This window comes from Rhizobium sp. BG4 (assembly GCF_016864575.1).
In the GTDB taxonomy this organism is placed as follows: Bacteria; Pseudomonadota; Alphaproteobacteria; order Rhizobiales; family Rhizobiaceae; genus Rhizobium.
Genome location: NZ_CP044125.1, coordinates 1,858,939 through 1,880,950, shown reverse-complemented (window position 1 = coordinate 1,880,950; position 22,012 = coordinate 1,858,939). Strand labels below are relative to the sequence as shown.

19 protein-coding genes and 2 pseudogenes are annotated in these 22,012 nt (G+C 60.8%); 10 read left to right on the top strand and 11 right to left on the bottom strand.

What is annotated here, in order from left to right:
• Window positions 1–14: 14 nt before the first annotated feature.
• From F2982_RS09665 to F2982_RS31510, 3 genes are read right to left on the bottom strand one after another with little or no spacing between them, the layout of a single operon-like run.
• On the bottom strand, window positions 15–3,470 hold the full coding sequence (locus F2982_RS09665) for an error-prone DNA polymerase (RefSeq protein WP_203429929.1): 3,456 nt from the start codon (window positions 3,468–3,470) through the stop codon (window positions 15–17).
• The gene (locus F2982_RS09660) at window positions 3,467–4,876 is read right to left on the bottom strand and encodes a DNA polymerase Y family protein (protein WP_246777550.1); all 1,410 of its coding nucleotides are present in this window, start codon (window positions 4,874–4,876) and stop codon (window positions 3,467–3,469) included. The genes F2982_RS09665 and F2982_RS09660 overlap by 4 nt, the downstream gene beginning before the upstream one ends.
• Before the next feature lie 40 nt (window positions 4,877–4,916).
• A complete protein-coding gene (locus F2982_RS31510) occupies window positions 4,917–5,852 on the bottom strand; it encodes a hypothetical protein (protein WP_246777532.1) in 936 nt (311 codons plus the stop codon).
• A gap of 164 nt (window positions 5,853–6,016) precedes the next feature.
• Between F2982_RS31510 and F2982_RS09655 the strand changes: the two genes are divergently transcribed.
• Window positions 6,017–6,454 carry a metallopeptidase family protein gene (locus F2982_RS09655; RefSeq protein WP_112718129.1) on the top strand — a complete coding sequence of 146 codons (438 nt, stop codon included), beginning with the start codon at window positions 6,017–6,019 and terminating at the stop codon, window positions 6,452–6,454.
• A gap of 3 nt (window positions 6,455–6,457) precedes the next feature.
• On the opposite strand, the gene F2982_RS09650 is transcribed toward F2982_RS09655, so the two are convergent.
• Window positions 6,458–6,664, bottom strand: a complete 207-nt coding sequence (locus F2982_RS09650) for a DUF1737 domain-containing protein (protein WP_112517868.1) — start codon at window positions 6,662–6,664, stop codon at window positions 6,458–6,460.
• Window position 6,665: 1 nt separating this feature from the next.
• Complete coding sequence (locus tag F2982_RS09645; protein WP_203429927.1) at window positions 6,666–7,568, bottom strand: CoA ester lyase; 903 nt, start codon at window positions 7,566–7,568, stop codon at window positions 6,666–6,668.
• A gap of 111 nt (window positions 7,569–7,679) precedes the next feature.
• Here F2982_RS09645 and F2982_RS09640 point away from each other — a divergent pair, with 111 nt between their 5' ends.
• From F2982_RS09640 to leuD, 3 genes are all read left to right on the top strand, one after another.
• A complete protein-coding gene (locus F2982_RS09640) occupies window positions 7,680–7,913 on the top strand; it encodes a hypothetical protein (protein WP_130283021.1) in 234 nt (77 codons plus the stop codon).
• A 126-nt stretch (window positions 7,914–8,039) separates the two neighbouring features.
• Window positions 8,040–8,459: a glyoxalase/bleomycin resistance/extradiol dioxygenase family protein gene (locus F2982_RS09635; RefSeq protein ID WP_112718123.1), complete on the top strand. Its 420-nt coding sequence runs from the start codon at window positions 8,040–8,042 to the stop codon at window positions 8,457–8,459.
• Window positions 8,460–8,595: 136 nt separating this feature from the next.
• Window positions 8,596–9,204 (top strand): 3-isopropylmalate dehydratase small subunit, encoded by a 609-nt coding sequence (gene leuD, locus F2982_RS09630; RefSeq protein WP_112718121.1) that lies wholly within the window; start codon window positions 8,596–8,598, stop codon window positions 9,202–9,204.
• Window positions 9,205–9,261: 57 nt separating this feature from the next.
• Here the strand turns inward: leuD and F2982_RS09625 are convergent, their stop codons facing one another.
• A complete protein-coding gene (locus F2982_RS09625) occupies window positions 9,262–10,194 on the bottom strand; it encodes a pyridoxal-phosphate dependent enzyme (protein ID WP_203429926.1) in 933 nt (310 codons plus the stop codon).
• A 175-nt stretch (window positions 10,195–10,369) separates the two neighbouring features.
• Here F2982_RS09625 and leuB point away from each other — a divergent pair, with 175 nt between their 5' ends.
• From leuB to lpxE, 3 genes are all read left to right on the top strand, one after another.
• Entirely contained in the window at window positions 10,370–11,482 is a 1,113-nt protein-coding gene (leuB, locus tag F2982_RS09620; protein WP_130283018.1) for a 3-isopropylmalate dehydrogenase, read from the top strand.
• Between the two features lie 112 nt (window positions 11,483–11,594).
• Window positions 11,595–12,353, top strand: a complete 759-nt coding sequence (locus F2982_RS09615; protein ID WP_203429925.1) for a phosphatase PAP2 family protein — start codon at window positions 11,595–11,597, stop codon at window positions 12,351–12,353.
• Window positions 12,354–12,433: 80 nt separating this feature from the next.
• Window positions 12,434–13,162 carry a lipid A 1-phosphatase LpxE gene (gene lpxE / locus F2982_RS09610; protein WP_130283016.1) on the top strand — a complete coding sequence of 243 codons (729 nt, stop codon included), beginning with the start codon at window positions 12,434–12,436 and terminating at the stop codon, window positions 13,160–13,162.
• 54 nt (window positions 13,163–13,216) lie between these two features.
• Here the strand turns inward: lpxE and F2982_RS09605 are convergent, their stop codons facing one another.
• The 5 genes and pseudogenes from F2982_RS09605 to F2982_RS09585 form a co-directional block, all read right to left on the bottom strand.
• A complete protein-coding gene (locus tag F2982_RS09605; RefSeq protein WP_203429924.1) occupies window positions 13,217–15,100 on the bottom strand; it encodes an MFS transporter in 1,884 nt (627 codons plus the stop codon).
• Between the two features lie 181 nt (window positions 15,101–15,281).
• Complete coding sequence (locus tag F2982_RS09600) at window positions 15,282–16,523, bottom strand: ABC transporter permease (protein WP_203429923.1); 1,242 nt, start codon at window positions 16,521–16,523, stop codon at window positions 15,282–15,284.
• Window positions 16,520–17,209, bottom strand: a complete 690-nt coding sequence (locus F2982_RS09595) for an ABC transporter ATP-binding protein (RefSeq protein ID WP_203429922.1) — start codon at window positions 17,207–17,209, stop codon at window positions 16,520–16,522. The genes F2982_RS09600 and F2982_RS09595 overlap by 4 nt, the downstream gene beginning before the upstream one ends.
• Window positions 17,209–17,670 carry a hypothetical protein gene (locus tag F2982_RS09590; RefSeq protein ID WP_203430044.1) on the bottom strand — a complete coding sequence of 154 codons (462 nt, stop codon included), beginning with the start codon at window positions 17,668–17,670 and terminating at the stop codon, window positions 17,209–17,211. The genes F2982_RS09595 and F2982_RS09590 overlap by 1 nt, the downstream gene beginning before the upstream one ends.
• 88 nt (window positions 17,671–17,758) lie before the next feature.
• Window positions 17,759–19,506: pseudogene (locus tag F2982_RS09585) on the bottom strand (alkaline phosphatase).
• 111 nt (window positions 19,507–19,617) lie between these two features.
• Between F2982_RS09585 and F2982_RS09580 the strand changes: the two are divergent.
• The 3 genes and pseudogenes from F2982_RS09580 (at window position 19,618) to F2982_RS09570 (ending at window position 21,963) form a co-directional block, all read left to right on the top strand.
• Window positions 19,618–19,807, top strand: a pseudogene (locus F2982_RS09580) (hypothetical protein).
• A gap of 110 nt (window positions 19,808–19,917) precedes the next feature.
• Window positions 19,918–20,952, top strand: a complete 1,035-nt coding sequence (locus F2982_RS09575) for an aspartate-semialdehyde dehydrogenase (RefSeq protein WP_112718105.1) — start codon at window positions 19,918–19,920, stop codon at window positions 20,950–20,952.
• 189 nt (window positions 20,953–21,141) lie between these two features.
• The gene (locus F2982_RS09570) at window positions 21,142–21,963 is read left to right on the top strand and encodes a lytic transglycosylase domain-containing protein (RefSeq protein WP_112718103.1); all 822 of its coding nucleotides are present in this window, start codon (window positions 21,142–21,144) and stop codon (window positions 21,961–21,963) included.
• Window positions 21,964–22,012: the final 49 nt, after the last annotated feature.

The window sequence follows — 22,012 nt, the reverse complement described above, 5'->3', positions numbered from 1 at the left end:
GCATTTTCGCGGGATCAATGGAAATTGCGCCCTCTCGGCATCACTTTCACGGTTTCTGCCACTTCCTTATCGCTCTTCTCTCCGGCCATGCGTTTTTCCAGACCTGCACGTTCCAGCGCTGTCATGATCTTCTTCTGCCGGTGATCAACCGTCGGCCGCATGGCCTCATCCGACCGGTCGCTTGCCCCGAACCGCCGGGCCTCCTGCTGGAGAATACCAAGCGCCGGGGTCATGTCCTCGATGTGCTCGACAACCGTATGGATCACGCCGCTCTGGCTCTGCAACTTGCCGCGGATTTTCACCAGCCGGGCACCCATGACGGTAGACCGATATTTTTCGAACACCGTCGGCCAGACGATCGCATTGGCGACACCGGTTTCGTCCTCCAGGGTCATGAAGATGACACCCTTGGCCGAACCCGGCCGCTGCCGGACCAGGACAAGCCCGGCAATCGTCACCCGCCTGCCATTGGCGACCTCAAGCAGATCGACATTGCGGGTTATGCCGGCCCTGCGGAAGTCCTCACGCAGGAACGAGACAGGGTGCGCTTTTAGCGACAGCGAAAGATAGCGATAATCCTCGATCACCTGCTCACCGGGCAGCATTTCCGGCAGCTGTGTCTCCGGCTCGATCTGCAGATCATCCTTACCCGCACATTCGAATAGCGGCAGCTTCTCGGCGGCGCTCTGCACATCCAGAGCTCGCACGGCCCATAGAGCCTCGCGCCGGGTAAGCCCGATGGACCCGAAGACATCGGCATCGGCCAGTCTTTCGATATCGGATTTCTTGAGGCCGGAGCGCAGCCAGACGTCGTGGATCGAGCGATAACCGTTTCCACGCATGTCAACGAGCCGCCGCATGCTGTCTTCAGAGAGACCCTTCACCTGCCGGAAACCGAGCCGAACAGCGCGCTTTGATTGGATGACATCGCGCATCCCGGCATGCCGGAAATCGACCTTGCTCTTATCGAAGGCCGCCTTCTCCAGCAGGCAGTCCCAATCCGAGCTGTTAATATCGACCTCGCGGATCTCGACGCCGTGCTCACGCGCGTCGCGCACCAACTGCGCCGGCGCATAGAAACCCATGGGCTGCGAGTTCAGCATCGCCGCACAGAAGACGTCGGGATAATAGGCCTTCATCCAGGATGAGGCATAGACCAGCAGCGCGAAGGAAGCCGCATGGCTTTCCGGAAAGCCGTACTCGCCGAAACCCTTGATTTGATTGAAACACTGCTGGGCGAACTCGCGGTCATATTCCTTGGCGACCATCCCCTCGATAAAACGGCTTTCGAAATTTCCGATCGTGCCCGTTCGCTTGAACGTCGCCATGGCGCGCCGCAGCTTGTCGGCCTCGGCCGGTTTGAAGCCTGCCGCCGTGATGGCGATCTGCATTGCCTGTTCCTGGAAGAGCGGAACGCCAAGTGTTCTCTCCAGCACGGATTCCAGTTCCGGGCTCGGGTAGTCGATCTTGGCGCCGCTTTTGAACTGTTCTCGCCGCTTCAGATAGGGATGCACCATGTTGCCCTGGATCGGGCCTGGGCGCACGATCGCCACCTCGATAACAAGATCATAGAACCGGTCGGGCCTGAGACGCGGCAGCATGCTCATCTGCGCCCGGCTTTCGATCTGGAAGACGCCAAGCGTATCGGCCCGGCACATCATCGCATAGACAGGCCGCCCCTCTTCGCCATGCTCCCTGTTGCCGAGATCGGCCAGCGTCTTGCGGACCCCATAGTGATCCTCGAGCAGCGCAAAAGCCTTGCGCAGACAGGTCAGCATACCGAGTGCGAGAACATCGACTTTCAGGATCCGGACATTATCCAGATCATCCTTGTCCCACTCGATCATGTAGCGGCCAGGCATCGCCGTCTTCATGATCGGCACGATTTCGTCGAGCCGGTCGCGGGTGATGACGAAGCCACCGACATGTTGCGTCAGGTGCCGCGGAAAGGAGAGGAGCTCGGACGCATATTGCAGCACGTTTCTCGTCATCGGATCGAACATGTCGAGACCCGCCGCCCGTGCCTCGCGCTCGGACAGGCTATCGTCCGACCATCCCCAGACCAGACTGCCGATCGCCGACTGAATATCTTCGGAAAGACCGAAGGCCTTGGCCACTTCGCGCCCCGCCGAGCGCGTCCGGTAGGTGGTCACCCCTGCCGTGAGGCCGGCATGATTGATGCCGTAGGTCTCGTAGATGAACTGGATGACTTCCTCGCGCCGGTCATGCTCAAAGTCGACATCGATATCCGGCGGCTCATCGCGGTCCATGGAAATGAACCGGTCGAAGAGCAAGGTACTTTTTGCAGGATCGACTTCGGTTATCTCAAGGCAATAGCAGATGACGGAATTGGCTGCCGAGCCACGCCCTTGGCAGAGTATCTTCTTGTCGTAGCGCGCATGCTGGACGATCCGATGAACCGTCAGGAAATAGGATGCATAGTTTTTCTGCCTGACCAGATCGAGTTCATAATCGATCTGATCCTGGATCTTCTTCGGAACTTCACCGGGGTGATACCGCTTCACCGCACCGGCCCGCGTTAGCCGGTCGAGCGTTTCATAGGCGGTTTCGCCGGGCGCGTTCTCCTCCGGATAGTTGTGACTGATCTCGTCCAGGGAGAATTTCAGCTGAGCAAAAAAATGGCCGGTGTTCTCGATCGCCTCCGGGTAATTCCTGAAGAGCCGCACCATTTCCCGGCCTTCCTTGAGATAGCGTTCCGCATTCGGCGCGAGAAGAAAACCAGCCCGGGGGATTGGTACATGCTCGCGAATGGAGGTCACCACATCGGATAGCGGCCTGCGCGTTCTTGCGTGATAGAGCGGCTGATTGGTCGCAATCAGCGGGACACCGATGTCTGCCGCCATATTGGCAAAGGCCGCAAATGTCAGCGCATCGTGACCGTTATAGGCCGGGGTCAATGCCAAAAAGAGATTGGAACAGAAGCGGTCCTTGAGGCGGCGGAGGCAATCCAAGAAGACGCCACGCCCATCGCTGTCCTTGATGAGCTTGGGATCGGGCACGACAGCAAGCATCATGTCATCGCCCCATTCCATGAGATCCGCCTCCTCCAGAAGACAGGTTCCCTTTACCGCCCCCTCTTTCAGGTTCCCGGCACTCAGCAGACGGCAGAGATGCCCCCAGCCTTTCCGGTCTTTCGGGTAGGCCAGGATTTCAGGCGTCTGATCGCAGAAGACGAGCCGCGCTCCCGGCTGAAACGGCACGGGATCCAGGATGTCTTCTTCCTCTTCTCCCTTTTCCAGCCGGCCTGCCAGCTTTCGCTCATACTTGCCGCGGAGGACCTTTGTCTGGGCATAGGCGCGCACGACGCCGGCCACGGAATTTCTGTCGGCGATCCCGATGCCGGAGAGACCGAGAAGGGCAGCCTGGGTGACGATCTCCTCAGGCTTGGAGGCACCCTCCAGAAAGGAGAAGTTGGTTTTCGCGCCGATCTCGAAGAAGGCCGGGCTCATGCGAAAATTCCATGCATGAACCATTGCGGGGTATCCGGCCCATAGTGACCTTCGCGATAGATCCAGAAACGATATCCTTGCTCGTCCTCGACGCTGAAATAGTCGCGCTCCTTGGCGCCGACGCCATCGATCCACCATTCCATGGCGATCCGCTCCGGCCCTTCGCTCTTCAGGACGCGGTGACGAATGCGCCTCCAGCGAAAATGTGCCGGCGCGCCATCCGGAACCTCTGCGGCAAACGCTTCCATCAATTCAGGCGCCGGAAGCAGGCGAGCCGGCCGCTCGCTCTTTGCCGCGGGTGGCGTTACCTCCACCGGCGCTCTGTCCAGGACTTGAATGGCCGGAACGGCAAAGGTTGCCCGCTCCGGGATATGGCTTTCGCGCAATTCAAAACGGGTCAGGCATTCCTCGCCGAGACGGGCCGATACCTTATCGACGAAGACGGCAAGCGAGACCTGTGATTGCCTGTCCCCTTCGAAATCGTCCTGAACATTATGGAAGTTCTCATGCCGGAGAACATTGATCCGCAGGATTTCGAAACCGTATCCCGCATCGATATCGTCATGAATTGCTGTCAGGCGTTCGGAAAACAGACCGGCAATACGCTGCGGATCCCGCAAAGGCCGGGACGCCCCGGCCGCAATTCGGAAAACGCATCCATCCACCCGGAACAGGACCAGTTCGAAGACCCGGCCTCCGACGCCTTGTGTCTCGAACGAAGGTTTCAGGCAATGCGCGACCTGGCTGGCAAGAGCGATAATCTCTTCTTCGGCGGCAATGGGATCAACAAGCCGCCGCTCGGCCGACAGGCTGGCGACCGGCAGGCGCGGAGAGACTGGTTCTTCATCATGCCCCAATGCCTGATCGAGCCGCAAAAGAACGCTGCCGCCAAAGCGGCGGGTGAGCGGCGCGCGCGGCGCCTGCATGAGATCGCCGACATAGCGCAGGCCGAGCTTTTGCAATGCCTCTATGACAGATACATCCAGCCGCAGCGCCATGACCGGCAGGGGCTCGAGAACCGCTTGCGCCTCGTCCTCCGCAATCACCCCGCCTTCGCCGAAACGGCTGACGGCCCAGGATAGTCCCGGTGACGAGGAAATCGCGCCGCGGATGTCGAAGCCCATGCCGGCAAGACGAGACAGGATATCCTTCAGCATCGCCCGCTCGCCGCCGAAGAGATGCGAGCAGCCTGTTATGTCGAGGAAGAGCCCGTCCTTGCCATCGAGAGCGACCAGCGGCGTATAGCGGTCACACCAGTCGGCGACGGCCTCGAGCAGGCGTTTGTCAGCTGCCGCATCTTCTTCCACGACATCGATGATCGGGTGGATGGCGCGGGCTTCGGCGACGCCGAGACCCTTCTTGAGGCCGAGTTTCTCCGCCTTCTCGTCCAGCGCCGTCAGCCGCATCGTATTGTCGGAGCGGCCAGAGCAGACGATTGGAGCGGCCTCAGGACGCCTTTTCGAACGCCACGAGAGACCCCACCGCTTGCGGGCGATCCTGTCGGTCGAAAGATGCGGAAAGTACAGCGCCAGAATGCGCTGCCCGCTGTTCTGGAAAGCGAGTGACGGCTGGTTGTTCGACAGGGAGAAACTGGCGGTCATGGGGGTTCCACTCCAGGAAGAGGGAGAGGGGGGCCGGATTGCGGCTCTTCTCCAGGGTAAGATGAAAGACCGGATTGCCGATACTGCCGCCCAGCATCGAACCATCCGGCAGGGGCCGCTCCTTCGCGGGCGCGGGTTCGGCAAGAAAACGGAAATGTGCGCTGCTTGCCTCCTCCTCTCCGGATTGCCGCAGCAGCAGCAGGGACCGACCGGCCGATTTCGCCCGCAGGTGAAAGCGCCGGCTCTCGGCAAGGCCGAAGGATTTCGGATTGCCGCGGATTTCCAGGATCGTCGTCACGAAGGCGCCGCTTTCCAGCGCCGCTTCCGCAAGCCAGAGCGCATCCTCCAGTTTTCTGGGGCTCGCATGCAGGAAAAGCTCCGGCCGCAATCCGAAATCCTTCAGCCCGACGGCATAGGGCACCCCTGCCTCGATCGTGCCGACCTTGTCAGCGATCCAGAGGACGGGATTTTTTTCCTCGGCCCGATGCTGCAAAGCTGCGGCGATCGCCAGCGCAAATCCGCTGCTGCTGCCAGCATCGAGAAACATCTTCGTGCGGATTTCCGTCAGCGCATCGAGCGGCAATCCACCTTCGAGCGCCTCGTCCAGCTCCGGAATGCCAAAGCAGAACCGTGGTGTCTCATCCCTCTTTCGCGGTGCATTTCCCTTACCCAGCGCTTCCTGTTCGGCTGCCGCAAGCGCCGGCGCCGGTTTTCCTTCAAGCTTTGCAATGGTTTCGCGGAGCGCAAAAAGCCGCTCGCGCGTCACGGCCGTCTGTGCCATGACGTTCACTCCAGATCAGAATTGTTCCTGTTATGTTCTTATGGATTCCAGAGCTTGCCGGAAGAGTCAACAGCCGTTTGTTGTGAATTTATTCCTGCCATTGATTCCACACTCGAAAATCCTTCACAAAGGTTCTATATGGGCGGCAGAGAAAGGGGTTTTTGATGGCCCGCATAGACCAGAGCGAGGATTGGCGCGATCGCCATGCTCCGACGCTCAGCACATTTGAATCCCTGGCGATGGAGGCTTACAGCCACCTGCCAGACGAATTCCGTTCGCTTACCGCCAATCTGACGATCGAGATCGAAGATTTCCCGGACGACGACGTTTTCGAGGACATGGCGCTGGAAACGCCCTTCGACCTGCTCGGCCTTTTCGAGGGCAGAGGCATTTCGGAACGGTTCACGATGGAAACCGGCGAGCTGCCGAACCGTATCCGCCTCTATCGCCGCCCGATCCTAGATTACTGGGCCGAGAACGACGAAACGCTCGGCGATATCATCACCCATGTCCTCATCCACGAAATTGGCCACCATTTTGGCCTCAGCGATGACGACATGGAGCGTATCGAGGCGAGCGCCGAAGAGGCGGCCGACCGGTAAATCTTACTGCTCGGAGAGCTTCATATCCGGGTGGTAGTCCTTGCCTTCGACGTCCTTGACGATCGCCTGGGCGGCAATGACCTGCTTGGTCTCGGCATTGAAGGTCACCGAGGGAGAGCCCTGCAGCGACCAGCCCTTGTTGAGGGCATCGGTTACGCGGTGGCAGAATGCGGCATCGTCCTGGCCGGTCAGAAGGCGGTAGAGCTTCATGTCATGATTTCCGTTCAGCAATGAGGCGGGATTTATGAACCAGACTTTCCGCCTGGACAAGATGCAGGCGCTCGATCATCCGGCCGTTTGAATTGATGACGTTGAGGCCATCAGTCGCAGGATCGGCAAAGGCAGCGATAATCTCTTCGGCCTCGCGGATGGCAGCGTCGTCAGGTCCGAAATGCCGGTTGGCACTTTCGATCTGCGCCGGATGGATCAGCATCTTGCCATCGAAACCCATCGCGCGGGCATGGGCGCATTCCGCCTCGAAGGCATCCGCATCCTTGAAATCGTTGAAGACGCTGTCGATCGCATCGAGCCCATAGGCCCTGACGGCCAGGATCACCTGCATCAGCCACGGCACCAGATAGGTGCGCCCCGGCTGCGGCAGAACGCCGGTTTCCTTGCGCAGGTCGTTCAAGCCCACGACGAAGCAATCGAGCCTCGACCCGGCTGTCCGCCCGAACTCGGCGATCGCCGCCGAATTCAGGATGCCGCGCGGCGTCTCGATCATCGCCCAGATCCGCAGCGTTTCCGCGGCATCGGCATCGCCAAGCATGTCGCTGATCGCCATCACATCCTGCGGCTCGTCCACTTTCGGCAGCAGCACGGCATCCGGCTCGAGAGCCCGCACCAGCTCCATATCGGCAAGGCCGAAGCCGGAGGAGAGGGCATTGATACGGATGATCCTCTCCTTGCCCGCAAGCGCCGGACCGGCGAAGAACGCCTTCAGGTTTGCCCGCGCCTCATCCTTCTTCTCCGGCGCGACGGAATCCTCCAGATCGAAGATGACGGCATCGCAATCGAGCACATGGGTCTTTTCCAATGCGCGGGCATTGATGGCGGGAACGCTGAGCACCGAGCGGCGCAGGCTAAGGGAACGGGCGGGGGAATTTCGGCTCATCACGAATGTGTGCCAAGCTTTGTGAAGGCTGACAAGACAACAAAAAGCCACGCTTGCCTTGCACAGAAGGAAATCAAGGACCACATTCCTTTCGAAGAGAGGTCTAGAATTATGCAGAATATCCGTTCCATCTTCCTCATGCTGGCAGGCGTCACCGTGTTCGTGGCTCTTGCGCTGTTTACCTTCTCGGTCACGCTCGCCGTCGGCGGCATCTTGACCGTGCTGATGGTTGGCCGCGCCCTGTCGCTGAAGATGAAACCGGCTCCGGTGCGCGCCAAGGCTCAGGCGCAGCAGCGCGAAATGCGCATCTGGAACGACGGCCGCGGCACGATCATCGATCTCTGATCTAACCGGCCTCCAAGTCTTCACGAAAAATTCTTTATGGAGCTGTCGGCTCCCGCTCTACCCTCACGTCCTTGAGGCGGACGGCTTCGATGCCGGACCTTCAAAATCAGTAGACGGAGGAAGAACATGAGCACGATGGAAACCGCACCCGCCAAGATGCCGCCGGTCAAGAATGGCCTGCTGCCCTATCTGACAGTCGACGGTGCGCTCAAGGCCGCAGAATTCTACAAGAAGGCATTCGGCGCCGAAGAGGCCTATGTCGTGCCGGCCGACGAGAAGGGCCGGACGATGCATGTGCATCTCTATATCAACGGCAGCTCGCTGATGCTGTCGGATGCCTATCCGGAATACGGCCATCCCTTCAAGGGTCACGAAGGCTTTGCGATTCAGCTCGTCATCGACGACATCGATGCCTGGTGGAACCGCGCAGTGGCTGCCGGCGCCGAAGTCGTCATGCCGATCGAGCTGATGTTCTGGGGCGATCGCTACGGCCAGCTGCGCGACCCCTTTGGCGTCGTCTGGGGCCTCAACGAAGCATCCAAATAGCCGCCTATGCAAAGTGGTCAGGCTGCGCGAAACGCCGCGCAGCCGCCATTCTGGAAAGATTCTCCTTCATTTCGGCGGGAAACTGGACTAGATGCTGATCAACGAAAGTACATCCGCTGAATTTGGAGCCTAGGTCATGGATAAATTCGTGAAGCTCACCGGCGTTGCCGCGCCCCTGCCCGTCGTCAACATCGACACGGACATGATCATTCCGAAGGACTATCTGAAGACCATCAAGCGCACCGGCCTTGGCAAAGGTCTCTTCGCCGAAGCCCGCTACAATGAAGACGGTTCCGAGAACGCCGATTTCGTGCTGAACAAGCCGGCCTATCGCGACGCCAAGATCCTCGTCGCCGGCGACAATTTCGGCTGCGGCTCTTCGCGTGAGCATGCCCCGTGGGCGCTGCTCGATTTCGGCATCCGCTGCGTGATCTCCACCAGCTTCGCCGACATCTTCTACAATAACTGCTTCAAGAACGGCATCCTGCCGATCAAGGTCAGCCAGGAAGATCTCGACAAGCTGATGGACGACGCTTCGCGCGGCTCCAACGCCATCCTCACCGTCGACCTCGAAAACCTCGAGATCACCGGCCCGGACGGCGGCTCGATCAAGTTCGACCTCGACGCCTTCAAGCGCCACTGCTTGCTGAACGGCCTGGACGACATCGGTCTGACGATGGAAAAAGGCACGGCGATCGACAGCTTCGAAAAGAAGAATTCCGCTTCGCGCCCCTGGGCTGCCTGAGCTAGCGAGAACATCTGACGAAAAAGCCGGGCAATGCCCGGCTTTTTATTTACCCCCTCAGAAAAAGCGTTCCTGCCACGCCTTGAGCTTGCCGAGCGACACCCCGATGCCGCCGCAGACTACAATGAGCGGGTTTTCGAAGCGTGACAGCAGTCCTGCATGCACGTCGGCAACGGCGAGCGCCGCGCCGCAGGCGGGCTCGACGAGAATGCGGTGCGCATCGGCAAATTTCAGGCAGGCGGCCACCGCTTCCGCGTCGGTCACGGTGACGCTTTCGATCGGATGGTGATTGGGCAGATCGAAGACATGCTGCGCAACCTGCCGGGCGCCAAGCGAATTGGCGATCGAGGTGATGCCGGGCAGGGTGATGCGCTCCTTCGCCTTCAGCGCCTCATGGAATGAGGCCGCACCTTCGGTTTCGACGGCAATCACCGGCACATCGCCAAGGCCATTGCGCTTCAGGCCCGCGACGATACCAGCCAGCAGACCGCCGCCGCCGACGCTGGCGATCACGCAGTCGAAACGGGTGCCGCTCGCAACGACCTCATCGATCAGTGTTCCATGCCCTTCCCAGAGCAGCGGATGATCGAAGGGATGCACATAGGCGGCCTTGCGCGCTTCCGAGAGCTTGATCGCATAGGCATTGGCCTCATCGAAGACCGAGCCATGTACCAGAACGGAGGCGCCGGTCGCCTCGATCGACTGGCGAACTTCAGCAGACGTTGTCTCCGGCACGACGATCGTGACGGGAACGTCGAGCGCCCGGCCCGCAAAAGCCGCCGCAATCCCGGCATTGCCGCCGGAAGCGCAGAAGATTTCCTTCGCGCCATTCTCCACCTCATGCTGGCACAGCCGGCTGACACCGCGCATCTTGAAGCTGCCTGAAGGCTGCAGCGCATCGAGCTTCAGTAAGAGCGGCTTGCCGCTGGCGCTATAATCGGCAGCGCTGCGCAGGAGAGGGGTGTTGAGATGCAATGGAGACGGGGACATTCTGAATTCCATTTCTTGAAACGTGACCATCTTCTTGGCGCGGAGACGGGCAGGGGTCAACACTCCAGAACAGATCGATAGCGCGGCAAACCGTACCGATTCGGCCTCTCTCTTGCTTGAAATGCCGTTTTCCGGGGTCTAAGAAGCCGCAGCTTGTTTTTCCGCGGAGGGTTTCATGACAGCGCGCAATCTTTTCCTGCTGCCGGGCGACGGCATCGGCCCCGAGGCCATGGGCGAGGTCCGCAAGATCATCGCTTACATGAACGATGCAATGAAGGCCGGTTTCGTCACCGACGAAGGTCTCGTCGGCGGCTCGGCCTATGATGCCCACGGCCAGGCGATTTCCGAAGCCGACATGGAGAAGGCGCTTGCCGCCGATGCGGTGCTGTTCGGCGCCGTCGGCGGCCCGAAGTGGGATAGCGTTCCCTATGAAGTGCGCCCGGAAGCCGGCCTCCTGCGCCTGCGCAAGGATCTGCAGCTCTTCGCAAACCTGCGCCCGGCAATCTGCTACCCTGCACTCGCTTCCGCTTCCTCGCTGAAGCCGGAACTGGTTGAGGGCCTCGACATCCTCATCATCCGCGAACTGACCGGCGGCGTCTATTTCGGCGAGCCGAAGGAGATCATCGATCTCGGCAACGGTCAGAAGCGCGGCATCGACACGCAGGTCTACGACACCTACGAGATCGAGCGCATCGCCGGCGTTGCCTTCGAAATGGCCCGCACTCGCCAGAACCGCGTCTGCTCCATGGAAAAGCGCAACGTCATGAAGTCGGGCGTGCTCTGGAACCAGGTGGTGACGGCGACGCACAAGGAAAAATACGCCGACGTCCAGCTCGAGCACATGCTGGCCGACGCCGGCGGCATGCAGCTCGTCCGTGCACCGAAGCAGTTCGACGTCATCGTCACCGACAACCTGTTCGGCGACATGCTCTCCGACGTCGCCGCCATGCTGACCGGTTCGCTCGGCATGCTGCCGTCTGCTTCGCTCGGCGCCCCCGATGGCAAGACCGGCAAGCGCAAGGCGCTCTACGAGCCCGTTCACGGTTCGGCTCCTGACATCGCCGGCAAGGGCATTGCCAACCCGATCGCCATGATCGCCTCCTTCGCCATGTGCCTGCGCTACTCCTTCAACATGGTCACCGAAGCCGACAACCTCGAGAAGGCGATTGCCAACGTCCTCGACAAGGGCATCCGCACCGGCGACATCATGGGCGAAGGCTGCAAGCAGGTCGGCACTGTCGAAATGGGCGATGCCATCCTCGCGGAATTCAAGGCGCTCTCTGCCTGATATTTCACGTGAAACGCTTTTCAGGCCCTTCGCGCATCGGCGCGGAGGGCTTTTTCATTGAAGCCGACGCCTCGTCTCCCTATGTCCCCCGTGCCAACCACGAAGGGACAGAATGAGCGACACCGCCGGAGCGAAGCCAGGCTGCAAAGCCTATCTGAAGAAGCGCTATGAGGCGCGTCGCACGATCCATCGTCGGGTTCCCTGGAAAGCTTTCGCGCTCTTCGCCATCAACGCCGTCGCAATTGCCTTCTTCGTCTTCGACCGGCCGCTGGGGCAGGCGGTCAAAAGCCTTTCACCACCGCTGGTCTCGATTGCCGGTGACGTGACCGACATCGGCAGGCTCGCCTGGATCCTTGCCGGCCTCGCCACCATTCTGCTCACCGGCTATGTCGTCCGCCGCCGCCTCTGGAAAGTGAGGCGCAGATTCCGGATGACCTATTTAGGCCAGATGGCCGCCTATGTCGGCTTCTCCGTCATCCTTGCCAGTGCCATCGCCAATCCGCTGAAGTTCCTGATCGGCCGCGCCCGGCCGCTGCTCTACGAGCAGGAGGGCATATTCAGCTTCACGCCGTTCAGCTGGGATTTCCTGCACCAGAGCTTTCCTTCGGGACATTCCGCCAATATCGGCGCGCTCTTCATGTCACTGGCCTTGCTCTTCCCGCGCTTCCGGCTTGTCTTCATCGGCATTGGTCTCTGGCTCGGCGCCACCCGGGTCATCATCGGCGTCCACTACCCGAGCGATGTCGCCGCTGGACTGGCGCTCGGAGCCTGGCTCGCCTTTGCGCTCTCCATCGCCTTCGCCCGTTTCGGCTTCGTCTTCTCGGTCGGGCGCGAGGGCTGGCCGATACCGCGGCTGAGCCGCCTCCTTTGAGGGCTTCGTAAAAAAACTGTCGCCGCCGGATGCTAGCGTCGGTCCGTTCTTGAGATTGATTTTCGAACGGATCGGATTTGATGCAGGCGATACTTTCCTCGCTCGACAGGCGCTGGCGCCGGAGCACCTGTCGCATGCCGCAATTGCGGTGGCAGACCTGCCTTTTCATCACCTGTAACGCAGTTCTGTTGTCGATGCTGCTTCTCGACGGTCCTGTCGGCGCCGGACAGGTGCCACCGGTCATCCGACGCCTCGGCCGCATCCTCACCGATTTCGGCACGTCCGGATGGATCATCATCGTCAGCGCCTTCCTGTTCTTCGAAGGCCTAGCGGCGCTTCGTATCGTCAGATCACTGCGTACTCGCATCCAGGCGCTGCAGATGTGCTGGATCGGTGCCTATCTGCTGATCTCGATCGCCCTGTCGGGCATCCTTGCCAATATCTTGAAGCGCGCCATCGGCCGCGCCAGGCCGCAGCATTTCGATGACTACGGGATCTTCTCATTCTCGCCCTTTTCGGGTCACGCCGCCTTCGAAAGCTTCCCGTCGGGACATGCGACGACCATCGGCGCTTTCTTCGCGGCGCTGTCGCTTCTCTTCCCGCGCTACCGCGTCGTCTTTCTTGCCTGCGCCCTCTGGCTCGGGATGACCCGCGTGATGGTCAGCGCCCACTACCCGAGCGATGTGATTGCCGGCCTGGCGCTCGGCGGCTGGTTCTCGCTGATGATCGCCATCGTCTTTTCGCGCTACGGCATCCTTTTCAGGGTGGCGGATGGCTGGCCGGTGCCAAAACGCATGCTGCGGGCATAGAAAAACCCGGCGCCTTGAGAACGCCGGGTCTGTTTTCGTCAGTACGCCAAATCTTTAGTCAGCGTGGATATCGCGGTTCTTGGTTTCCGGCAGGAACAGCAGGCCGATGACCAGCGTGATGCCTGCGAAGACGATCGGATACCAGAGGCCGTAGTAGATATCGCCGGCGGCGGCACTCATCGCGAAGGCCGTTGCCGGAAGCAGGCCACCGAACCATCCGTTGCCGATATGGTAAGGCAGCGACATGCCGGTATAGCGGATGCGGGTCGGGAAGAGCTCGACCAGAAGTGCTGCGATCGGGCCGTAAACCATCGTCACGTAGAGCACGAGAACGAAGAGGACGGCGATCGTGCCGACCCAGTTCACGCGCGCCGGATCGGCAACCATGGCGAAGCTGCCGCCACCGGCGACCGTATAGACCGCCATGTCGGTCACACCGTTGGCTTCTTCCGCCGTCAGCAACTTGCCGGCAATCAGCTTGTCGGCCGGCATGGTTTCCTTCTCGCCGCCGCGGATCGTCTCGGCATTGAGATTGAGTTCAGGATTGGCAGCGATGAAAGCATCGAGCTTGGAATCCGGAACCTTGGCGGCGCCACGGTTCAGCGGATAACCGGCATCGTGAAGCGCCATGTTGGTGCTCTTCTCGAAGGCGGCCGTCATGCCCTTGGCCTTGTCGCCGGCAGCGATGACGTCGAAGCTCGGAATGGTCGCTTCGCCGATCTTGACGGTTGCCGGTTGTCCGGCCGGGCCGGGCACGACGTCATAAGGTACCGAGTTCTTCGTCAGGAACGCCGTAGCCACGTCGCAGGAGCTGGTGAACTTCGATGTACCGGTCGGGTTGAACTGGAACTTGCAGTCTGCCGGGTCAGCGGTCACCGTTGCGCGGATCGCAGCCTGTGCCTCATAGAGGGCCGGATTGGCCATATAGGTCATTGCCTTGAAAAGCGGCTGATAGGTGATGGCGGCAATCAGCAGGCCCGCCATGATGATCGGCTTGCGGCCGATCTTGTCGGAGAGCGAACCGAAGATCACGAAGAACGGCGTTGCAAGAATAAGCGCGATCGCGACCATGATATTGGCCGACTGCAGATCCACCTTGAGAACGTTCTGCAGGAAGAACAGCGCGTAAAACTGGCCGCCGTACCAGACGACTGCCTGACCCATCGTGGCGCCGAGCAGCGCGATGATGGCGATCTTGGCATTCTTCCAGGTACCGAAGGCTTCCGTCAGCGGCGCCTTGGAGCCCTTGCCCTCGGCCTTCATCTTCTGGAAGGCCGGAGATTCATTCATCTTGAGACGAATCCAGACCGAAACGCCGAGAAGCAGAACCGAAACCAGGAACGGAATGCGCCAGCCCCAGGCAGCGAATGCGGTCGAGCCGAGCATCTGCTGGACGGAGATGATGACGATCAGCGACAGGAAGAGACCAAGCGTTGCCGTCGTCTGGATCCATGAGGTGAAATAGCCGCGCCGGCCATTCGGCGCATGTTCGGCAACATAGGTCGCCGCACCGCCATATTCACCGCCAAGCGCCAGGCCCTGCAGAAGGCGCAGCACGATCAGAATGATCGGAGCCGCAATGCCGATTGTCGCCGCACCCGGAAGGATGCCGACGAGGAAGGTCGAGAAGCCCATGATCAGGATCGTGACCAGGAAGGTGTACTTGCGGCCGACGAGATCGCCGAGACGGCCGAACACCAGCGCACCGAACGGACGGACAAGGAAGCCCGCCGCAAAGGCGAGAAGCGTGAAGATGTTACGCGTCGCTTCCGGATATTGGGTGAAATAGGTCGCGCCGATATAGGTGGCGAGCGAACCGTAAAGATAGAAATCGTACCATTCGAAAACGGTACCGAGCGACGAGGCGAAGATGACCTTCTTCTCCTCGCCGGTCATCGGACCGGCCTTCGCGCCTTCGGCGCTTGCGACATTTGCCATTGTCTGTCCTCCACAGAGTGATGAGCAGCAAGGCGCGTCCCAAACTCTCCTCAAAGTATGCCCCTGGACGCGGCTCGCCTGTGAAGAGTGTGGCAGAAAAGGATTCGGATAAAGAGAGCGGCTTTGGGATTATGACTTTAGTCTAATGCGTTTGTACAGATTGTCGCAGCCCGCGAACGCCTCAGGCGCGCAAGGCCTGCGCCGGAGACTGCCGGTAGGCAAGAACGGCGGGTAGAGCCGCAAGCAGCGCTCCGAAGCCGAGCAACAGAAGCGCAAGAAACACATCCTGACGCGCAAAGCCGACCGGCACCGTGATACCGCTGCTTGCACTGAAAAGGCCGGACAGCATCAGCGCGGCGCCATAACCCAAGCCAAACCCGCCAGCGATGCCGATCGCGATCAGCGCGAAGAACTCGCCCCAGACGATCCCGAAGATGGCATGCCGCGGCGCGCCGAAGGCCCGGAGAGCCCCGATCTGGCGCCGCCGCTGGCCGATATGGATGACCGTCACCAGAATGAGCGAAGCCGCAACCAGCCCCTGGGCGCCAGAAGCGACGGCAACGAGAATGCGTTTCGCATCGCCGAGCGTGGCATAAAGGTTCGTCAGGACTTCGCCTGGAAAAACCGCGACGGTGCTGCCGTTGCGGTAATCCTGCCGCAGCTTGTAGGCATCGGCGATCGTCTTCGGCTTCACCAGGATCGCAGGAACGCCAGGTGTCTCCGCAGACCAGTCAGCATCGAGCTCGTGGCCGGACTCCGGCTCATGATCGTGATCATGTCCATCATGACCAGCCTCGTCATGCTCCGTTTCGCCATGCGCCTCCAGCCCATGGATATGCCATACAGCCTGGATCGGAACGAGAATGACACGATCCCAGGCCGTTCCTGTCGGTTTCATCCGGCCGGTAACGCGATAGACGATTTCGGTATGCGTGTGGCCGCCGGTTTCGGCGGTGCCATGCATCGGCTTTATCTCGGACCCAAGCGGCAGCGTGACAGCCGCGCCGACCACCGCCTCGGCTTCGGCAGCAAAACCCTGACCTTCGCTGAACCCGCCCGAGAGATCCGCAGGCAGCGCGGTGCTCGTGCCAACGACGGGATAGCCGGAAAAGGAATCGCCAAAACCAACGGGCGACAGCCAGGCGACGCGCGGGTCTGCGGCAAGCTTGGCAAGCACCTCACCCGGCATCAGCGGCAGGGGTGACGGTTGCAAGAAGATGGACGACAGCACCAGCTGCGTCTCGCTGCCGCCGGCGCCGATAACGAGATCGAACTTATCGGCCGCCCGGGCACTGCCGAGACGTAGCGCGCGCTCCTGCAGGATGACGCTGACGCCGAGCGCCGTTGCCAGCGCCACGAGCAGCACGACGACGAGCGAACCGGCCCACAGGCGCCGGAGGTCGGCCAGAATGAAACGGATCATGCCGCAGCCTCGTCCATCAGGGTGTCGTCGGCGATCCGTCCGGAGCGCAGCAGGAGGCGGCGATCCATCCGGTCTGAAAGGCGCGTATCATGCGAGATGACGATCAGCGTGCCGCCTTCGGCGATCGCAAGATCGAGCAGCAGATCGCCGATAATGTGCCCGGTTTCGGCATCGAGGCTCGCCGTCGGCTCGTCGGCCACAATGACGCCGGGCTTGCGCAGCAGGGCACGCGCAATCGCCACACGCTGCATCTCGCCGCGCGACATCGTCTCGATTTTCTGACCTAGGCGCGACAGGCCGGTGCGCGCCAGCAATTCGTGAGCCCGGGCAATAAGCGCTGCATCGGCAACGCCCGACAGGCGCGCCGGCAGGAGAACATTCTCGACTGCCGAAATGCCCGGGAAAAGATGAAAGTCCTGCATCACGAGGCCAATATTCGTTGCCCTGAAACGGTCGCGGCGGCCCTCGGAGAGGCGGCAGATATCCTCGCCATTCCAGCGGACGGATCCGCTTCCGGCGCGCTCAAGCCCGGTGACGATATTGACGAAGGTGCTTTTGCCGGAGCCCGAGGCACCGGTAATCGCTACCCGGCTTCCGGCCGCAAGAGACAACCGTCCGATCTCAAGCGCAGGCGCGCTCAAGCCCGGAAAGACCACGGACAGATCGTTGATCTCGAGAGCCAGCATCAGGCGATCGAATACTCGGCCTGCCGCAGGCGCAGGAGGCTCACAAACCCGGTTTCCGGATCTTTCCAGGAACCGTATTCCAGCACGCCGCGGACTTCGATCGTCTGGCTCGGCTGCACAAATGTCTGCTTCTCGTCGAGATAGACGACAACGATATTGTCGGGCCAGTCCGCGTCGGATGAGCAGAACGGGCAGAGCGACATCGGAATTTCGGTCAGCACGAAGAACGCAGCCTCGGCCTTCAGCGGCGGCGCCATGAAGCCGCGCATCGAAATCTCCTGGCCTGCCAGTGTCTTGACCTTGTTCGAGAATTCCAGGCCGAGCACACCGAATTTGCCATAAAGCTCATCGAAGCTGAGCGCTGTATCCGCCGCGCGCGACATCGACGCCGCAAAGGGCAGCAGTCCGGCAGCGGCCATGAATGCGCGCCGGTTGAGAAGCGGAACCACAGGCTTTTTCATGTTCATGCCGATCTCCATCAAATGGGTTCCCGGCCGTGACAGCCGGGAACGTGCTTGGCGAAGAGAGGGGACACTATCCCCGATGGAATCAGTTGGTTTGCTTCGCGCCGAGCGCGAAGGCATCTGCCAGCACGCGGTAGACGTCGCTCTGTTCCATATAGCCCTTGAAGCCTTCGGCGCCGGGACCGGTTGCCTGCAGCACCACGTCGTCGACGGTGTGAGCGCCGGAAGCCTGGCTCTTCGGCAGGTTGCCCTGAACGAAGACGGCACCGGGGACATCCTTGTAGGCTTCGTTCGCGACGAAATCCTTCTTCTCGTTCTGAACCGCCGGAGTGAACGGATTGTCGAGCTTCGGACGGAAGGTTTCGTAGTGATCCGGATAGTTCGATACGAACATCGCGAGACGCTTGGAAACGTCGATATTGTCAGGATAGCCGTCGTTGTTTGCGTCGACATAGTTGGTAAAGCCGCGACCAGCGACCTTCTCGCGCATGTCGGTGCCTTCAACGGTGTCGTCAACCGTGCCGACGATGGTGATGCCGTGCGTATGGTCGCCGGTGACGACGATCATCGTATCCGGGTTGCTGGCAGCAAACTCCTTGGCAACGCCGATTGCCTTGTCGAACTCGATCGTGTCGACGACAGCGCGCTCGTTGTCGAGCGGATGGGTCATCTTGTCGATGTTCGCGGCTTCGACGACCAGAAAGAAACCTTCTTGGTTCTTCGACAGCGTATCGAGAGCAACCTTGGTCATCTCGACGAGACCCGGCTGTGCCGGGAACTTGCCGACAGTGCCCTTCTTCAGGAATTCACGGTCCAGCGTCGTATCCATGTTGCCGGTGTGGAACAGGCCGAGGATCTTGCCGTCGCTGGCGCCGGCAGCTGCCGACAGTTCCGTCTTGTCGGTCGCAAGCTTGTAGCCGGCGTCCTGGAACATCTTGACGTAGTCCTTGTCGTCCTTGCGCTTCGAGCCCGCGGTTGCCTGCGGCAGGAAGTAGGCCGAGCCACCACCGAGAACGACATCCGGCTTCACGTCGAACAGCATGCCGGTGATTTCAGCCTTGTCGTCGCGGCGGCGGGTATGGGAGACGACGGCAGCCGGCGTGGCGTCCTGGAGCTCCGAAGTGGTGACGATGCCGATCGACTTGGCGGTCTGGCGGCGCAGGGCTTCGCCGAGCGTTTCGACGCGCGGGTCGTCGAGCGTATCGGGCGTACGATCGGCATAAACGCCGAGCGAGTTGATGGCGCCCTTATGGCCGCTCATGTAGGCCGACATCGTGTTGGCGCTGTCCGTCGTGATCGAATCCGTCGCCGAGGTGCCGATGAAGGCCATACGGTCGAGATCGTCCATGTTCAGGCGGCCATTGGCTTTACCTTCGGTCATGCCCTTGGACATGATGCGGGCAGCAGTGCGATGCGCAACGGAAAGACCATCGCCGATCAGGAAGATGACGTTCTTGGCCTTCGGCGCACTGCCGGTGCCGTAGACGTTCCAGGTGACCGACTTCTTCTCCTCACCGGCCGAAACCTCGACCTTGTACTCGCCGGGCGCGGCGATCGTCAGGCCGCGCAGGATGATGGCAGAACCGAGTGCCTTGTCTTCCTTACCCTTTTCCAGTTCTACAAACTTGGCCTCGCCCCGAGAACCGTCTTGTAGTCCTGACCATTGACCGTGATCTTGATGTCTTCCGCCTTGACCTGCGTGCCGAGCTCGACCTTGAAATCGAACGGCGAGCCGGCGAGAATCGTCGCACGGTCAAGCGGATAGACGGTGGCCGCCTGTGCGGCACCGGCAAGAATCGTCGTGGCCGCCAGAGCGGCAAAAATCATACGCATGGAAAACCCCCGTTTTCGTTGCAGTCAATAAACAACGGGCCGGGGATAGCCGCCGGGGATGACATGTCGATGACATCGCTATGACAATCTGCCGCAGCCGCCGGGAGGCCGTTGGGCCAGCGCAAAAACCTTGACTCCTGTGGAAAACCTTTTAAGAGCAACGGCGGAAAAGGAATTATCCATGGTTCGCCGCGAACACGCCGTTGCTGCATGCAATGACCGGGCACTGAGTGCCGGGATGGATATTGCCGTTCCGGTTTCTTCCAAAACCAAGGCCAAAACGACGACGAAAACCGTCTGACGTCTCTGGCCTGCCGCTCTCTCCCCGGCCCGGCTGGGGACAGGAAGCCGCGAGGATTTCGCGCCTTCCCCCTCACCGGACAAGAGGAGAGAAGAGAAAGAGAGCTTAAAATGGGTTTCAAAGTAGCAATCGCGGGAGCAACCGGAAACGTCGGCCGGGAAATGCTCAACATTCTTTCCGAACGCGGCTTCCCCGCCGATGAAGTCGTGGCGCTCGCTTCCGCCCGCTCCCAGGGCACGGAAGTTTCCTACGGCGACCGCACGCTCAAGGTTTCCAACCTCGAAAACTACGATTTCTCCGACACCGACATCTGCCTGATGTCCGCCGGCGGCGACGTCTCGAAGAAGTGGTCGCCGAAGATTGGCCAGCAGGGCTGCGTCGTCATCGACAACTCCTCGGCCTGGCGCTACGACGCCGAAGTGCCGCTGATCGTGCCGGAAGTGAACCCCGACGCCATCTCGCTCTTCACCAAGAAGAACATCATTGCCAACCCGAATTGCTCGACCGCCCAGCTCGTCGTGGCCCTGAAGCCGCTGCATGACGCTGCCAAGATCAAGCGCGTGGTCGTCTCGACCTACCAGTCGGTTTCCGGCGCCGGCAAGGACGGCATGGACGAGCTCTTCAACCAGACGCGTGCCGTCTTCGTTGCCGATCCGATCGAGAACAAGAAGTTCACCAAGCGCATCGCCTTCAACGTCATCCCGCACATCGACGTGTTCATGGAAGACGGCTACACGAAGGAAGAGTGGAAGGTTCTGGCCGAGACCAAGAAGATGCTCGACCCGAAGATCAAGGTGACCTGCACCGCGGTTCGCGTCCCCGTCTTCATCGGTCATTCGGAATCGGTCAACATCGAGTTCGAAAACGAGATTACTGCCGACCAGGCCCGCGATATCCTGCGCGACGCCCCAGGCTGCCAGGTCATCGACAAGCATGAAAACGGCGGCTACATCACGCCTTACGAATCCGCCGGCGAAGACGCGACCTACATCTCGCGCATCCGCGAAGATGCGACTGTCGAGAACGGTCTCAACATGTGGGTCGTTTCCGACAACCTGCGCAAGGGCGCCGCTCTGAACGCCATTCAGATCGCCGAACTGCTGGTCAACCGCGGCCTCGTCAAGCCGCGCAAGCAGGCTGCCTGATACCGAATATTAACCATAGCTTGCTATCAGCCCCGCATGTCGTCAGACTTGCGGGGCTTTCCTTAAGCAGGCAGACGGCAATCGCGCGGCAGACCGCCAATCTCGCTAAAAGGTGATCGTGACAAAATCACCCCCGGCTGGCATTCTGCCCGGCATTCCAGCGACTGCAGATCGAGATCGGGGTTTCTCATGCGCATGACAAAGTTCTTGGTGGCGGCCATCGCGGCGGTGGGCGCTTTCCATGTAGTTCCGGCAGCGGCCAATGCTGCGCAATGCGGCAACAACGGCGCCGGCTTCGATGCCTGGGTGCAGCAGTTCAAGCAGGAAGCTGCAGCGCAGGGCGTCAGCCAGTCGGTTCTCAACCGCGCCTTCGCCAACGTCGCCTACAATCGCCCGACAATTGCCGCCGACCGCGGCCAGAAGAGCTTCAAGCTCTCCTTCGACGCCTTCATGCAGAAGCGCGGCGGCGCAGCAATCATCTCCCGCGGCAAGGGCATGAAGCGCTCCAACCAGGCGCTCTTCACCTCGATCGAGCGCCGTTACGGCGTCCCCGCCGGCCCGCTGATCGCAATCTGGGGCATGGAAACCGGCTTCGGCAGCTATATGGGCACGCAGCACACCATGTCTGCGGTCTCGACGCTGGCCTATGACTGCCGCCGCTCCGACTATTTCACCGACCAGCTCTACGCTGCCCTTCAGCTCGTCTCCGAAGGCTATCTGAGCCCGCAGGCGCGTGGCGCGGCGCACGGCGAAATCGGCCAGACGCAGTTCCTGCCGCGCAATGTCGTCCGCTTCGGCGCCGATGGCGATGGCGATGGCCGCGTCGACATGGTCGGCTCGCGCGCCGACGCTCTCGCATCGACCGCAAACTTCCTAAAGGGTCACGGCTGGCGCGCCGGCGCAGGCTACCAGCCGGGCGAGCCGAACTTCGTCGCCATCCAGGGTTGGAATGCAGCAACGGTCTACCAGCAGGCAATCGCCTATATCGGTCAGCAGATCGACGGCCAATAAGCCGCGGCGACAGATTGATTGCAGACGAAATCGAAAGGCGCCTCATGGG